15 protein-coding genes are annotated in these 14,715 nt (G+C 65.6%); 4 read left to right on the top strand and 11 right to left on the bottom strand.

The window, feature by feature from the left end; genetic code table 11:
- The 11 genes from AC1DTF_RS02405 to AC1DTF_RS02455 form a co-directional block, all read right to left on the bottom strand.
- Positions 1-717: a HypC/HybG/HupF family hydrogenase formation chaperone gene (locus tag AC1DTF_RS02405; RefSeq protein WP_477472900.1), complete on the bottom strand. Its 717-nt coding sequence runs from the start codon at positions 715-717 to the stop codon at positions 1-3.
- The gene (locus AC1DTF_RS02410; protein ID WP_090363747.1) at positions 714-962 is read right to left on the bottom strand and encodes a HypC/HybG/HupF family hydrogenase formation chaperone; all 249 of its coding nucleotides are present in this window, start codon (positions 960-962) and stop codon (positions 714-716) included. Before AC1DTF_RS02410 ends, AC1DTF_RS02405 begins: the two co-directional genes overlap by 4 nt.
- A complete protein-coding gene (gene hypF / locus AC1DTF_RS02415) occupies positions 953-3,343 on the bottom strand; it encodes a carbamoyltransferase HypF (RefSeq protein WP_477472901.1) in 2,391 nt (796 codons plus the stop codon). Before hypF ends, AC1DTF_RS02410 begins: the two co-directional genes overlap by 10 nt.
- Complete coding sequence (locus AC1DTF_RS02420; RefSeq protein ID WP_477472902.1) at positions 3,343-4,536, bottom strand: NHL repeat-containing protein; 1,194 nt, start codon at positions 4,534-4,536, stop codon at positions 3,343-3,345. Before AC1DTF_RS02420 ends, hypF begins: the two co-directional genes overlap by 1 nt.
- The gene (locus AC1DTF_RS02425; RefSeq protein WP_477472903.1) at positions 4,533-5,444 is read right to left on the bottom strand and encodes a NifU family protein; all 912 of its coding nucleotides are present in this window, start codon (positions 5,442-5,444) and stop codon (positions 4,533-4,535) included. The genes AC1DTF_RS02420 and AC1DTF_RS02425 overlap by 4 nt, the downstream gene beginning before the upstream one ends.
- A complete protein-coding gene (locus tag AC1DTF_RS02430) occupies positions 5,441-6,703 on the bottom strand; it encodes a hypothetical protein (RefSeq protein WP_477472904.1) in 1,263 nt (420 codons plus the stop codon). The genes AC1DTF_RS02425 and AC1DTF_RS02430 overlap by 4 nt, the downstream gene beginning before the upstream one ends.
- Positions 6,696-6,998 carry a hypothetical protein gene (locus AC1DTF_RS02435; protein WP_477472905.1) on the bottom strand — a complete coding sequence of 101 codons (303 nt, stop codon included), beginning with the start codon at positions 6,996-6,998 and terminating at the stop codon, positions 6,696-6,698. The genes AC1DTF_RS02430 and AC1DTF_RS02435 overlap by 8 nt, the downstream gene beginning before the upstream one ends.
- 2 nt (positions 6,999-7,000) lie before the next feature.
- Positions 7,001-7,849 carry a hydrogenase maturation protease gene (locus tag AC1DTF_RS02440; protein WP_477472906.1) on the bottom strand — a complete coding sequence of 283 codons (849 nt, stop codon included), beginning with the start codon at positions 7,847-7,849 and terminating at the stop codon, positions 7,001-7,003.
- On the bottom strand, positions 7,846-9,453 hold the full coding sequence (locus AC1DTF_RS02445) for a nickel-dependent hydrogenase large subunit (protein ID WP_477472907.1): 1,608 nt from the start codon (positions 9,451-9,453) through the stop codon (positions 7,846-7,848). The genes AC1DTF_RS02440 and AC1DTF_RS02445 overlap by 4 nt, the downstream gene beginning before the upstream one ends.
- A 46-nt stretch (positions 9,454-9,499) precedes the next feature.
- A complete protein-coding gene (locus AC1DTF_RS02450) occupies positions 9,500-10,471 on the bottom strand; it encodes an NADH-quinone oxidoreductase subunit B family protein (RefSeq protein WP_090363759.1) in 972 nt (323 codons plus the stop codon).
- Between the two features lie 90 nt (positions 10,472-10,561).
- Positions 10,562-11,143 carry a DUF1641 domain-containing protein gene (locus AC1DTF_RS02455; RefSeq protein WP_477472908.1) on the bottom strand — a complete coding sequence of 194 codons (582 nt, stop codon included), beginning with the start codon at positions 11,141-11,143 and terminating at the stop codon, positions 10,562-10,564.
- A gap of 269 nt (positions 11,144-11,412) precedes the next feature.
- Here AC1DTF_RS02455 and AC1DTF_RS02460 point away from each other — a divergent pair, with 269 nt between their 5' ends.
- From AC1DTF_RS02460 to AC1DTF_RS02475, 4 genes are all read left to right on the top strand, one after another.
- A complete protein-coding gene (locus tag AC1DTF_RS02460; RefSeq protein WP_477472909.1) occupies positions 11,413-12,402 on the top strand; it encodes an AraC family transcriptional regulator in 990 nt (329 codons plus the stop codon).
- Positions 12,403-12,443: 41 nt separating this feature from the next.
- Entirely contained in the window at positions 12,444-12,782 is a 339-nt protein-coding gene (locus tag AC1DTF_RS02465) for a hydrogenase maturation nickel metallochaperone HypA (RefSeq protein WP_477472942.1), read from the top strand.
- Between the two features lie 4 nt (positions 12,783-12,786).
- Positions 12,787-13,575, top strand: coding sequence for a hydrogenase nickel incorporation protein HypB (hypB, locus tag AC1DTF_RS02470; RefSeq protein WP_477472910.1), 789 nt, complete (start codon positions 12,787-12,789; stop codon positions 13,573-13,575).
- Positions 13,576-13,639: 64 nt separating this feature from the next.
- Positions 13,640-14,713, top strand: coding sequence for a class 1 fructose-bisphosphatase (locus AC1DTF_RS02475; RefSeq protein ID WP_477472911.1), 1,074 nt, complete (start codon positions 13,640-13,642; stop codon positions 14,711-14,713).
- Positions 14,714-14,715: the final 2 nt, after the last annotated feature.

Consider the following 14,715-nt stretch of genomic DNA (forward strand, 5'->3'; position numbering starts at 1 on the left):
TCACTCCTCGGCCATCGTGCTGATCACCATTCCGGCGTGCACCAACACCAGGTCGCCCGCGGCCAGCGGTCCGACCAGCGTCGCCAGCACCGTTTCGGTGCCGTCGGCAGAGCGCACCGTTGCCGTTCCATCGGTGGTGGTGGCGATCACCTCGGCGAGGCGGCCCTCATCGCTACAGGTGATGCACACCTCTTCTGTGCATTCCTCTTTCGAGACGGTCAGCAGCCCGGGGTGTTCGAAACACACATGGGTCAGTTCCCACAGCAGGTGGTACATCAGGACGAATTCGCCCGTCGCGGGCAGCGTGGGATCCGGATCGTCGAGCCAGAGCACGTGGTCGGCGGCGCCTGGAGCGGGGCGGGCACCGTTGCCGATCCAGATGGTGGTGACACCCCAGGCCGGGGCGCGCCGCATGATGGCCGAGACCACGGGATCGTCCGCGGCCGCAACGGCGATCACCACATCGCCTCGCCGGGCCGACACCCGCACCTGCCCGACCAGGTCGGTGCCGGTCAGCGCGACCGCCGGGAGGGCCCGCTTCCCGACGATGACCGGGTGCACGAACTCCACCGCGATGTGCTGGGCGTGCGGCGGGAACGCCGGGGCGACGCACCACGCCGTGGCGGAATCGCAGAACCGCCGCGCCAGCGCGAGCGATGCGCCGGCCAGGTCGGCGGACAGCGGGGCCGATATCCCCTGCGGCGCCACGGTGGTCATGACACCTCCTGCTCGCCGAAGACCCCATACTCGCGCATGGTGGCCAGGGTCAGTTGCGCCGACTGCTCGTCGATACGAGTCAGGGCGAATCCCGCGTGCAGGATCGTGTAGTCACCGACCGCCAGGTCGGGAAGATAGGCCAACGATGCGGTTTTCACCTCGTCGCCGAAGGCCACGTGGGCGAACCGTCCACCGGTGGGTGCATCCCAGATTTCGGTGATGCGACCGGGTATCCCTAAACACATCGCGGTGTCCTTTCGCCGAGTCGGTGGTGTGCAGTATCGGGCCCGGATTCGGCCAGCGCGGTCAGCACCGAAACCGCCGCCTGACCCAGTGCCAGTCCGCCGTCGTTGGGCGGCACTTTGCGGTGGATCAACACGCGAAACCCAGTCTCCTGCAACAGCTGCCGGCAAGATCGGAGCAGCAGCACATTCTGGAAGACCCCGCCGGTCAGACCCACCGTGCGGGTGGCTCCGGCGACCTGTTGGACGACTTCGGTGACGGCGACCGCGACGGCGTGGTGGAACCCGGATGCCAGTGCGGCGGTGTCGGCACCGTCGGAGGCGGCCGACGCCAACGCCGCGATCAGCGGCACCGGATCGAGCACGCCGTCCGGGCGCACGTCCACCCGCAGTGGCACCGGTCCCGGCACGGCGATGTCAGCGCAGGCCGAGGTGGCCAGCGATTCCAGCTCGATGGCCGCCTGACCTTCGTAGTCGATGTGCTGGCGTACCCCGAGCAGCGAGGCCACCGCATCGAACAACCGGCCCATGCTGGTTGTCGGCACGCACCCGCGGCCGGTCGCGAACTGGGTTCGCAGCAACCGCAACTCGGCGCTGGTGGCCGCAGCTACCGGCRCCATATCCGAGTGCCACGGCACGCGGGCCTCCCACAAGTGGGCCAGCCCCATCCGCCACGGGTTGCGTACTGCTGCGTCGCCGCCGGCCAACGGCACGGCGGCAAGGTGTCCGGCGCGGGTGAACCGATGCGAGTCGTGGTCGAGGCGCAGAATCTCACCGCCCCATACGGTGTCATCGCATCCGTAACCCGTGCCGTCGAACGCGACCCCGATGATCGGCTCGCCGAGCATGCCGTGTTCGGCGAGAAGTGACACCACATGCGCGTGATGGTGTTGCACCAGATCCAGCGGCCGCCCGCCGGTGTTGTGCTCGGCCCAGTTCCGGGTCACGTACCGCGGGTGCAGATCGGTGGCGATGCGGGCCGGCTCGCGACGGATCTCGCTGAGCTGGCGCACCGACTGCGTGAACGCTTTGAGCGTGGCCACACTGCCCATATCGCCGATATGGGCCGAGCAGAACGCGCGGCGTCCGTCGGTGAGGCAGAACGTGTTCTTGAGCTCGCCGCCGACGGCCAGGACAGGCGGTCCATCCCGGCCCAGGTCGATGKGCAGCGGCGCATAGCCGCGGGAGCGTCGGATCGGCAGTTCGTGGCCGTCCACGACACGGACGACGGAGTCATCGCACGGTATGTGGATGGGCCGGTCATGGTCGAGCACGGCATCGGCCAGCGCGGGTAAGCGGCGAGCGGCGTCCTCGGCGGTGCAGCAGATGGGTTCATCGGAGCGGTTGGCACTGGTCAACACGATGGCATCGATCGCGTCGGCGCCGGAGTCCGGTGCCGGCGTCAACAGCAGGTGGTGGATCGGTGAATACGGCAGCATCAGCCCGATCAAGGGGCTTCCCGGGGCCACGCCGGCGGCGACCGGCGCAGTATCCCGGCGCCTCAGCAACACGATGGGCCGCGCCGAGCTGGAAAGAACCCGCACTTCCGCAGCGTCGATATGTGCGTACTGTCGCGCCACGTCGAGATCACGGACCATGAGTGCAAAGGGCTTGCCGCCCCGTGCCTTACGTCGTCGCAGAGCGGTGACCGCCCCATCGTCGCCGGGTCGGCACGCGAGGTGGTAGCCGCCGATGCCCTTGACGGCAACGATGTGTCCAGCGGCCAGGCGCCGCCGGGTGGCGGCCAGCGCAGCATCGACACCGTCGACCCGCCCGCCCGGACCGGTGAACCACAGGGACGGTCCGCAGTCGGGGCAGGCGATGGGCTGGGCATGGAATCGGCGGTCTGACGGGTCGTCGTACTCCTCGGCGCAACGCTCGCACATCGGGAAGCCGGCCATGGTGGTGGCGGGCCGGTCATAGGGCAGGCCCCGGATGATCGTGAATCGCGGACCGCAGTCGGTGCATGTGATGAACGGGTGGTGATGACGGCGGTCGGCGGGATCGAACATCTCGGCGAGGCAGAGGTCACATATCGCCACATCCGGCGGGATGGCGGTGGGGACCGATGCCGATGTACGGCTGGTGGCGATCTGGAAACCACTGTGCCACTGACTATCGGAGCGAATCTGCCGACTCGACACATTGTCTATCACCGCGAGCGGTGGTGCATCCAGACGCAGTCGTTTGCCGAATTCGGCGATGGTGGCAGCGGGGCCCTCGATGTCGATGAACACTGTCGCCGAGTCGTTGCCCACGACGCCGGCCAGACCGAGTTCGGTGGCGATCCGATGTACGAACGGCCGGAAACCGACGCCCTGTACGACACCGGTCACGATGAATCGGTGCCGGGTGGCCGCTGCGGGCAATCCCTGCGGTGACATCAGTGCCGCCGCCAGATCATGATGCGGTTGTTGCCCGAATCGGCCACCGCGAGGCGGTCACCGCGCAACCACACACCGTACGGCCAGCACAGGGAGTCGTGAGTGACGGCGTCCCAGCGATTTTCGCCATTGGCGGCGAATGAGGGTTGCGCAAGCACGTGATCGGCGGGGCGGCCGTCGGCCGGCAATGCGTCCCACAGCAGGATGCGGTTGTTGGCGGTGTCGGCGACCGCCAACCGCTGCGCCGGTGCGCCGGCGGCGTCGAGGCAGACGGAGTACGGGAAACGGAGCCGGTCGCCCTTCTGGGGGCCGTACGGCCATTCTTGGGCCGTCGTGAAATCCGGCTGTCCCAGAACCAGATCGGCGGGCTGGTCGCCGGAGGGCGGCGGCGACCAGCCCAGGACCCGGTGATCACCGGCATCGGCGACCAGCAGCAGCCGGTCGGTGCCGGTGAGACTGTGTGGCCAGCGGAAGCTGTGCGGGCCCACCTCTTCGCCGCGGTTCTCCTCACGGTTGCGGGCATCGGGCTGGCCCAGCACGATATCGGCGGGTTCACCGGGTTCGGGTATTCCGCCGCTCCAGCCGAGCACCCTGCGGTTGCCGGTGTCGGCGACCCAGAATGTCGATCCGATCATCGCAACGCCGAACGGCCAGTACAGCGTTGCTGCGCTGCACTCATGTCCGGAGTTGGGTTCCACGGATGACAGGTCCGGTTGGCCGAGCACCAGATCGGGTGGGGTGCCGTGCTCTTCGGGAATTTCACGCCACACCAGGATGCGGTGGTGCCAGGCGTCGGCCACGATGAGTTGCCCACGGTGAATCAGCACTCCGGTGGGCAGATTCATCCCGTTCTCGGGGCCACGGCCGCCGGCGGCGCGTCCCTCCGACGTGGCATCGGCCTGGCCGAGCACCACATCGGCGGGCTGTCCGTCTCGGGTCGGGACACCGTTCCAGATCAAGACCCGGTGATTGCCCGAATCGGCGGCGACCAGATGATCGTCGTCGAAGAACACACAGCGCGGGGAGTACATCCAGGCCGGGGTGGGGCTGGCAGCCGGCAGCGTCAGCCCGCCCGACGCGGGTGCCCCCAACCACACCTCGGGAACCCAGCCGCCCGTCATGTCGGGCCCGACGGCACCTGCAGGGCGCGGTGTCGCCCGGGAAAGACTGGTCCGTACCGTGAGGCTCGTCATGGACCGACTCGGATCCAGATCTGACCGTTGTTCACCCGCAACGGCAGCTGCTCCAGCTGGGCTTCCGGCGCCGTGAGGCATTCGCCGGAACCGGCGTCGTAACAGAAGCCGTGCCACGGACAGGTCAGGGTGCCGTTCTCGGCGTCGAACACCGCGTTGTCCAACGGCAGCGCCTCATGCGCACATTCGTTGACATAGCAGGACAATTGCCCGCTCTGGCTGACCAGTAGCACCGACACCTCCTGCCCGGTGGGCGGTGTGGCCAACAGCTTGGCGACCAGACCGTTGTCGGGCATGTCGGTGACGGCGCCGGCCTGCGCCCAACCGTCCTCGGCATGAACGGTCGAGAACAGCGATTCCGGCGCGATCACCGTCTGCTCGGGCTCATTGGGGACGACCTCGATGCCGTTGATCGACGCGACGCCCTCGACCAGCGCCTTTTCCACCAGGTTGCGCAATGTCACCGATGACATCGAACACCCGTTGCAGGCGCCCGTCAGGCGAACGAATGCGATGCCGTCGTCGATACGCACCAGGGTGACATCACCACCGTGTCCCTGCAGCTGTGGCCGAACCTCCTGAAGTGCCTTGGCGGCCTCCGTCATCGGGTCCGGTCGCACGATCTGGTGCAGTGACAACAGCAGATGCACCACCGGGTCGTCGACGAGGTCGAACAACACCGGCCGGGTGGCATCGCCGGCTCGCAGGCTGCGCACGATGGTCACCAGACCGGCGCGGTGGATCGCCTCGACCGCCGCCTTGAGTTCCTCGGCAACGGTGCGCGCGGCCGGATCCAGTGCCTCCAGCGCCTTGACGGCGTCGTCGACTCGGGTCGCCAGCTGTTCGAAGGTCGGTTCGGCGGTCACCGCCGGCGGTGCGGCGGTGAGCTGCGGCACGGTGGTGGTCATCCCGGCACCTCCGAGTCGGTCCCGGAAAGCACGCTCTGGCGGGCGATCTCGTCGAGCACGCCGCGCACCGTGCGCACCGAGTCGTTGTCGCCGAGGTCCTCGAACAGGAACCGGGCCTCGTAGAGTTTCGCCTTCGCCTCGTCGAAGACACCGAGATGGGCCAGCACATTGCCTTGGTTGGCCAGGACTCTGGCCCGGCCGAGGGGGTCGGTGTCGCGGTCGCGGGTCTGCAGAACGGACTCGTAGATCTCGACCGCCTCGACCAGGTTCTCTTTCTGATGTCGCGAAGGCGTGTACACCAACGAGTTGGCCAGGTTGAGCTGGACGCTGGACCACTCCTGCAGATGTGTTTCGCGACTGTAGACCGTCAATGCCGCCCGCAAGGACTGTGCCGCCACCCCCAGCCGTAGCTGACCGGAGGCTTCCACCATCGGCATGGTCAGGTACGCGGTGGCCAGCCCGGAGTGCGCGGCGGCCCACATCGTGGGCGCATCTTCACATTTGATGAGCTGAAGCGCCGCGTGATAGTGCGGAACCGCGGCCGGTAGCATTTCTGGGTGGTCATCCGCCTGTTCGTGCAGTGCGCCGGCCAGATAGAGGTGTACTTCGGCGCGCTCCACTCGCAAGTCGTCGGCATTGTCCAGATCGGCCAGTGCCCGCTGCAGGCGGGGGACGCAACTGGCATCGCCGATGTCCCGGCACACCGCCGCTGCCGCGCCGCGCAGCAGCCCGGTCAGCGGGGTGGACGCCGTGGTGCTCAGCTCGATGGCCCGGTCGAGCAATTCGACTGCCGCAGCGGGGTTCTGCTCACCCAGCGCGTGGCTTGCCTGGGCGGCCAACACCGCCGCGGCCACTTCGCCATCGGCGTCGTCGGATCGCGGTGGGATGTCGGTGCGGCCGAGCACGAACTCCACCACGTCGACCAGAACCGCGAACTCGCCGAGTTCGGCGCGCAGTTGCCCGGCGTCGACGCTATCCGGGTCGAGCACGAAACGGTTGTAGAGAGTTACCGGGTCGGGGGTGTCACCCGCGGCGGCCGCCAGCGATCGGACGGCCGCTTCGCGATCACCTGCCGCCGCCAGTTCGTGCGCCCGCAGGGCCGGGGGCCAGTGCTCGGGGAGCCGGCCCTGCAGCATCGCGGCGCGGGCCTGTTCGGTGTCGGCACCGGCCGGTATCAGCAGGTAGCCGAGCGGCAGCGGAAATGTGCCCAGCGGCTGTGGCCGCACCGCGATTTGGGATTGCACCAGTGCGTCAACCATTGAGAGGTCCTCGGATGTCACGTTCGGCGGCCCGTTTGATCATGCGTGCCGAAAGCTCGGCGCGGGCCTGGGTGGGGTGGGTGTCGATGCGTTTGCGCACGATGCCGTCGGCGAACACCACGATGATGTCGACAGCCCATCGGCCGCGTTCGGGTACGACGACGGTCTCGACGGCCAGTGCGTCGTCGGCGGTGCTGTCCTGGCGCCTGCGCGTGCGTGGTGGCGTGGGTTTTCCGTCGTTCTGGTCGCCCTCGTTGTCATCGGAGTGCGGCTGGGTATCGGATCGGTCGGCCATGATCAGCACTTCTGGTGCTCCAGCGGGATGCGCAGCGCGCCCTGCACGTCGTCCCAGAATGCCCGACGGGTACCGGCGGGAATGCTGTCGTCGAGCAGCTCGCGCACCAGCAGGGCGCGGTCGCCGGCGGGGGTGCGCTGTTTGAGCAGCAGCCCGCCGCTACGCGGCCCGCGCAGCGGCAGCAACCAGAGTTGCTCGTCGCGCACCATTCCGGCCGCCACGTGTGACGGGAACCGGGCCGCGGACAGCTGTGCCCCCAGACGCAGGTAGCCGTCCTCGGTGAATTCGACGGTGGTCTCGTCGGGGTCGACCGGTCGCAACGGTGAAATGTATTCGGATTCCAGTATTTCGATCACCTGCTCCATGGCCGTGGTCACCGCCGGTGACAGGTCGGCTCCGAACGACACATCGGCAGCCTCGATGAGGAAGACGGTGATGTCGGTGGGGCATGCGTCGCCCAGCGCCCAGCGTGCGAACGCGATGGCATGGTCCCAACGGAACGAGTGCGTATGGAGGCCCTGCAGCGGTGGCAGCTCGGCGAGCTCGGCACCCGGGACGCGGTACGTGGTTCCGGCCGCGGCGCCGGTGGCCGATGCGTCGATGATGACCACCTTGCCCGCACCGCGCATCTGGAACGCGACATCCATTCCCGCGGTGCCGCCGTCGACGATCCGAAGTCCTTCGGGCATACCGCGTTCCCACAGGTGACGGACCAGGATGGGGCCCACTCCGTCGTCACCGCGCAACAGGTTTCCGCACCCGACGACCAGCACGTCGCATCCCGGTGGGTCGAGCAGTGGATCCGACTCACCGGGATGCGTGCCGTCCGGGGTTGTTGACGTGGGACTCACACCATTCCGTTGATGACAAACTTCGACAGCTCGCGGCCCGTTTTCCCGTCGTAGGCGTGCACCGTGCACACCAGGCAGGAGTCGAAGCTACGGGCCACGTGTCCCAGTTCCACCGGATCGTCCACGTCGACGATCGGGGAGCCGACCAAGGCGTTCTCGATGGGGCCGAGCACCGACTCGCCGTCGCGCGGCCCGATGTTCCAGGCGGTCGGCGTGACGACCTGATAGTTCTTGATCTTGTTGTCCTCGATGACGATCCAGTCCGACAGCGACCCGCGGGCCGCCTCGGTGGAACCGAAGCCTTTGCCCTCGGCGTGCTCGGTGGGCTTGGTGTAGAAGCTCTCCTTGAGGTCGAGCTGGTTGAGCCATTCCCGAGTCCACTTGTAGTACTTCGGCGCCTCATGCATGCGGGCCAGCTGACGGACGAACACGCTGGGCCCGATCTTGTTGTACAGATCGACGAACAGGGGGTCGTTGTCCTGGTGCGCAGCGGGATTCGGGCCGCCGGCGGCCAGCCGGCGGGCCAGCGGCCCGGCCTCCAGGGGCACCGTGCCCAGATCCGGCACGTCGTAACGGGGTGACTTCGCCCAGCTGTACTTGCCCTGTTTACGTCCGGCCTCCGGGTCGACGGGAATGGTCTCCCCGTCGAACGGATGCAGCGGACGGTCGCCTTCGTAGAAGGAATGTGTCACATCCTCGGTGACCCTGGCCTGATCGAACTCGGTCCACTTGCCGCCGGCGAAGATCCCGGACCGGCCGATCAGCGCGTCGTTGCGCCCATCGATGGTCGGGTTCTCATAGAGCGACGGTTTGAAATAGGTGCCCGTGGCAATGTAGTTGCCGACTCCCTGACCGTATTTGTCCAGGCCGACATCCAGGCAGAACCGGATGAAGAAACCGCAGTCGCTGTTGTGCTGTTCTTCGTTCTCGTCGACCCATTCCAGGATGTCTTCCCAGGTCTTGTTCTCCAGCCAACGGTCGACCGAGCAGCCGAGCCACTGCTTTTCCAGCCAGTTGTCCTTCCAATGCTCCAGGATGGCGATCGAACGGGTCACATCGGACAAGGTCGGAGCGCACATGACTCCGCCGGGCACCATGAAGCTGGAGTGCGGCCACTGGCCGCCGAAGATGGCGTACACCTCAACGGGTTTGGCCGACAGCACCACACCGGGTTGATAGCTGGTACCGACGTAGGGCGCGAACCGGCGCACCGATTCGGCGTACAGCTTCGACTTCGCGTAGTTCTTGTTGGTCAGGTCGATGGCGAACAGCGCGTAGAAGTAGCGCGGAATGGACTGCAACGTCTCGGCGGCCTGGCAGATGTTGCGGATCAGTGTCGCGTTGGGTGGCATATGCGTGCGCCACGCGGTGTCGAGAGCATAGGCCGACTTGTACAGGTGGCTGCCGCCACATATGCCGCAGATCCGTGGGCAGACGACCAGGCCGGCTTGCGGATCTTTGCCGCGGAGAATGATTTCGAAGCCACGGAACATGGCGGCCTCGGTCCACGCCGACGTGACCACCCCGTCTTCTATGGTCACGCGCACGTCGAGGTCACCCTCGACGCGCCCGAGTGGGCTGACAAAAAGATCGAGCGCGGTCATGGGTGTCCTTTCGAGACTTCGGTTCTGGGGCTGCGGCTGGGCGGTGTTAGACGACGAACATGTCTTCTTTGGACCACTGCGGTGCCGCGATGCGGGCCGCGGCGGCGTGCGCCATGTAGGTCAGGTGGTCGCTTCCCTCCGGGACCTCCTTGGGGATCATCCCGCTGACCTTCTGAGTCTTGAACACCGTGCCGGGGGCCAGGTCGAAATGGGGGAACTCGGGTTCGGTGCAGCCCAGGCACGGCATGCCGGCCCGGGTCTTCGACGACTGCCGGTTCCACAGGATGCGATTGCACGGTGAGTGGGTCATCGGACCGCGGCACCCGAATTCGTAGAACAGGCAGCCGGTGCGGGTGCCTTCACCGAAGGACATCGTCGACTGCTTGTACTCGAAGAATTGCACACGGGTGCAACCGGTCTGGGTGAAGGTCTTGAAGAAGGTCTCGGGTCGGTGCAGCTCGTCGAGCGTGATATCACCGGCCCGACCGGTCGCCAGGGCGACGATGATCTGGGTGATCCAGTCCGGATGGGCCGGGCAGCCGGGCACATTGATCACCGGCAAACCCATCTTCGAGGTGAAGTTCGGTCCGAGGAAGCCGCCCTTCTTACGCTTGTGGAACTGCAGGCCGGTGGATCCGGACGGATTGGGCTCCATCGCCGGAATGCCGCCCCAGCACGCGCAATCGCCGATCGCGACGACGATCTGTGCGGCGTTGCACAGGTCCACGACCCAGTCCTTCATCGGCCGGTCGGCGAAGATGTCCATCCGGCCGGTGCCGTTCGGCGCCTCGATGACCGAACCCTCGAAGACGAAGATGTCGAGCGGTCGCTCACCGCGGGCGCAATCCCAAAACACCTTCTGGGCATTGGCGCCGAGCTCCAGTCCCAACGACGGGTGCCACAACAGATCCAGTCCGAAGTCGACGATGAGGTCGACGACGTTGGGTTCCTCGGCGTTCAGGAACGACATCGTGTTGCCGCTGCACGCGCCTCCTTGCAACCAGAGCACGGACGCCATGGGAACTCCTCTCGAAAGATTGTCGGATTCAGGTTGTTTGATGGTTTTGGTGACTTCTTCGGCGGGCGCGGTCAGCGATGTGGACCGCTGCTACGGGCTGTCGGTGGGCGGCGCCAACCGCTTACCGAATGCGCGTGCCACCTGGATCATGAAGCCGAGTCCTCGTGATACGTCGGGATCCTTGGTCACTCGCATCAGGCCGAAGACGCCCTTGGGGCCACGTGAATCGGCTTCGGCCGCCTTCTTTCCTTCCAAGAGCGCGTCACCGGCTTGAGCCAGCACATCTGCGGTCTGGGGGTCGATCAGTGCCGAGTGCAGCAACCGATCCAGGGCGGGTGCGGCGTCGAGTGCCGCGGACGCCAGGCGGGTGACCGTATCGGTGAGCGCGGCCACGTCGATATCGGGGAAGGAGCGTTCGCCCGTGGCGGCGACCAGGCCCTGACGGGCGTCGGCGACCGTGGCCGATACCGAGTCGCCGATGACCTCGGCGCGGCGGACAAGCCCGTCGACCGACACGATGAGAATTGCCAGCAAATCAATGTGGTCGAGGATGAGCGACAGCGATGACGCGACACCAGGGTCGTCGAGTCGTTGGATTAGTCGATCACCCGGGGTCTCGGCGAGGAGGTCAGCCTCGCCGGCACCCGGTGCGAGCGCAGCGTGTACAGCCACTCAATCCTCCTCGTTCAGTGTGTCGGTGCTCACACGGTAGACCGGGGGCGGGCGCGGGCCTATCGCATTAGCGCAATTCCTGTCAGAATTGCGCAGACATAGGCTCGTAAATGCGCGCAATAGGTCGCGGAATATTGAATGATCGCCGCAGACTCTTAACAGATTGGTCCATTTGTCTACCGCGGAATAGTTAGGTTGCGGTCATGTCACGGCTGACCAGGCTCGGGTTCATCGACACCCGCCGGACCAGCGACCCGGTGCGGCGGAAGGTGCGTTCCCGCGGTGTGCCGCCAGCTCTGGCAAACTCCGAGATCTTCTATACCGAGAATGTCCGAGAGGCCGCCGCCCTGCTGGGAAAGGCACTCGCGCCCGGCCGCATAACGGTGGAGAGCGAGGACTCGGGGTTCGCGGCGAGCATGCACGGGGTGCGGTTGCGCAATATCAGCATGCTGTATGTCGACCTGCACGTGCGCGCCACGCTGGAGATTCCGGTGCTGGGCCCGTACTTCGGCGTGCACATGCCCATGAACGGACGCGCGGTGTGCGCGCACAACGGACATCGGTTCGAAGCGACCACAATCTGTGCACTGGTGACCAGCCCGGGTACGCCATTGACGATGGAACTCGACGAGGATTCACCGCAATTGCTGTTCCGCATCGAGGAGCCGGCGATGCGCGAATACCTGATCCGGCTGCGCGGTCGGCGGCTGTCGCGGCCGCTTGTCTTTCATCCGGAGTTCGATCTGACAAGTGAGGTGGCGGTGCGCTGGCACGCGGCAGTGCAGTTGCTGCACACCGAGGTTTACCACGAGGGATCGCTGGTGCAGCACGGCCACGGGATCAGCGGGATCGAGGAATTGTTGATGAACAGTCTCCTGCATATTCAGCCTTCGACGTACCACGAGGAGTTCGTCCGCCCTGCAGTACAATCCGTTCGCCCCGTGGTCGCCGACGCGATGAAATACATCGATGCACATTTGGCCGAGGCGATCACCATGGATTTGATCGCCCGCGCCGTCCATATGAGCGTACGGTCCGTCCAGCAGGGCTTCCGGGACGAGTTGGGTATGTCGCCGATGACCTACGTGCGTGACCGGCGCCTCGAGCGGGCGCATCACGATCTTGCCGATGCGATGCCGGGGGACGGGGTGACGGTCACCGGTGTGGCGACGCGGTGGGGCTTCAACCACTTGGGCAGTTTCGCCGCGGAGTACCGCAAGAGGTGGGGGGTTACTCCTTCAGAAACGTTGCGGCAGTAGTGCATTCTGCGGTGTATGGTCGCTCATCTGAGGAGGACAAGGTGCACGAACTGTCTATCTGCAATTCGATGGTGCGCATCGTGCAGAGTCATGCGCAGGGACGGACTGTCCGCGCGGTCAACATCCGGATCGGGGCAATGCGGCAGATCGTCCCGGAAACCCTGGTCTACTGCTGGTCGCTGGTGACCGAAAGCTCTGATCTGGCAGGTGCTGAACTCCTGGTCCAGCGTGTCCCGGCCAAGATCCGATGCGGCGTGTGCGGCCGCGAGCAGATTCTCGACCAACCCGTCCTCAAATGCGAGGGTTGCCCGGACGGACACCTCGACCTGGTCGAAGGCGACGAATTCCTGATCACTTCACTCGATTTGGCGGAGGTATGAGCCCATGGGCAGATTTCATCGGCACGAGGACGGCACCGAACACGATCACGATCACGATCACGACCATGACCACGGTCATGACCACCAGGACCCGGTGTATGAGCACGGCGACCACTCCGGATACGTGACGGGAGCCGACCGGGTGGTGGTGCTGGAAAGCATCTTCGCGGAGAACGACAGGACCGCGGCCGCCAACCGGCGTGACTTCGACGAGGCCGATGTCACGGCGGTGAACTTGATGTCTTCACCCGGTGCCGGCAAGACCACACTGCTCGCAGAGACCCTGCGCCGACTGCAGGGCCGGCTGCGCACCGGAGTCATCGAAGGTGACATCGAGACCAGTATCGACGCCGACCGCCTCAGCGGATTGGGCGTAGCAGTAGCTCTGATCAACACCGCCGACGGGTTCGGCGGGGAATGTCATCTCGACGCTCCCATGGTGCGTTCTGCGCTACCACGCGTTCCGCTGCAAGACCTCGATCTCCTGGTGATCGAGAACGTGGGAAATCTCGTGTGCCCCGCGGAATTCGACGTCGGATCTCATGCCAGTGCCATGGTGTACTCCATCACCGAGGGAGAGGAGAAGCCTCTGAAATACCCGGTGATGTTCCGGTCCGTGGACCTGGTGTTGGTGAACAAGATGGATCTGTTGCCTCATCTCGACTACGACCTGGCGGCATTTCACGCCAACTTGAAGGCCGTCAATCCGGGCGTCGCCGTGATCGAGACCAGTGCCCGTACGGGTGTGGGCGTCGACGCGTGGTGTGACTGGCTGTCTGCCCTCCGACCATGAGCCACCCGAGCCGCCACCCAGATTGGGGATGGCTGATAGATTCCCGCGAGTCATTCTCGGAGCCATGCTGACTGAACGCACCACCTTGGTGCAATTTCTCATAGAAGAGCGTCGACGGCATCCCGGAGCGTCGGGCGAACTCAACCGCCTCGTGGTGGATGTCGCGTTGGCCTGTAAGGCGATCGCGAATCGGGTGGCAGGAGGCGCACTGGGCGGGGCCCTCGGTTCAGCCGACGAGGTCAATGTGCAGGGTGAAACCCAGCAGAAGCTGGACGTGTTGGCCAACGACTACTTCCTTCGCGCCACGGAATGGAGCGGATACGTCGCCGGCATGGTCTCCGAAGAGCTGGCGGAACCGTATCGGATACCGGACTGCTTCCCACGCGGGAAGTACCTGCTCGTGTTCGATCCGCTGGACGGCTCGTCGAATATCGATGTGAACGTCTCCGTGGGGAGCATCTTTTCGATTCTTCGTGCCCCGAACCCCGGTGCCGAGCCGGCACGGGAGGATTTTCTACAGCAGGGAACCGAACAGGTCTGCGCCGGCTACGCGATCTACGGTCCGTCGACGATGATCGTTCTTTCGATGGGTACCGGGGTACACGCTTTCACGCTCGATCCCAGTCTCGGCGAGTTCTTCCTGACCCGTGAATCCATCAAGATTCCCGCCACTACTGGGGAATTCGCCATCAATGCGTCGAACCAGCGATTCTGGGAGCCGGCCGTGCAACAGTATGTGTCAGAATGCCTGGCCGGCAGATCAGGGCCGCGGGGCAAGGACTTCAACATGCGCTGGGTGGCCTCACTGGTGGCCGAGACGCATCGGATACTGACCCGCGGCGGAGTGTTCCTCTATCCGCGCGACTCGAAAGAGCCGGCGAAAGCGGGACGATTACGGTTGCTCTACGAGGCGAACCCGATGGCGTTTCTGATCGAGCAGGCCGGTGGCTCCGCAAGCACCGGCCGGGGGCGCGTCCTGGATGTCGTCCCGACTGATATCCACCAACGCATTTCGCTGGTGTTCGGTGCCAGCGAGGAGGTGGCACGGGTTGCGTCTTACCACGATCAACCCTACGAACCGCCCACGACACTTCCGTTGTACGGGACCCGTGGCCTGTTCCGTGAAGTGGCGGGCTGAGG

It is taken from the genome of Mycobacterium sp. P4_H6, from assembly GCF_056400845.1.

Coding starts and splice junctions, on each gene's coding strand:
- AC1DTF_RS02405 (WP_477472900.1), bottom strand. CDS start 717: ATGACCACCGTGGCGCCGCAGGGGATATCGGCCCCGCTGTCCGCCGAC.
- AC1DTF_RS02410 (WP_090363747.1), bottom strand. CDS start 962: ATGTGTTTAGGGATACCCGGTCGCATCACCGAAATCTGGGATGCACCC.
- AC1DTF_RS02420 (WP_477472902.1), bottom strand. CDS start 4,536: ATGACGAGCCTCACGGTACGGACCAGTCTTTCCCGGGCGACACCGCGC.
- AC1DTF_RS02425 (WP_477472903.1), bottom strand. CDS start 5,444: ATGACCACCACCGTGCCGCAGCTCACCGCCGCACCGCCGGCGGTGACC.
- AC1DTF_RS02430 (WP_477472904.1), bottom strand. CDS start 6,703: ATGGTTGACGCACTGGTGCAATCCCAAATCGCGGTGCGGCCACAGCCG.
- AC1DTF_RS02435 (WP_477472905.1), bottom strand. CDS start 6,998: ATGGCCGACCGATCCGATACCCAGCCGCACTCCGATGACAACGAGGGC.
- AC1DTF_RS02445 (WP_477472907.1), bottom strand. CDS start 9,453: ATGACCGCGCTCGATCTTTTTGTCAGCCCACTCGGGCGCGTCGAGGGT.
- AC1DTF_RS02450 (WP_090363759.1), bottom strand. CDS start 10,471: ATGGCGTCCGTGCTCTGGTTGCAAGGAGGCGCGTGCAGCGGCAACACG.
- hypB (WP_477472910.1), top strand. CDS start 12,787: ATGGGCAGATTTCATCGGCACGAGGACGGCACCGAACACGATCACGAT.
- AC1DTF_RS02475 (WP_477472911.1), top strand. CDS start 13,640: ATGCTGACTGAACGCACCACCTTGGTGCAATTTCTCATAGAAGAGCGT.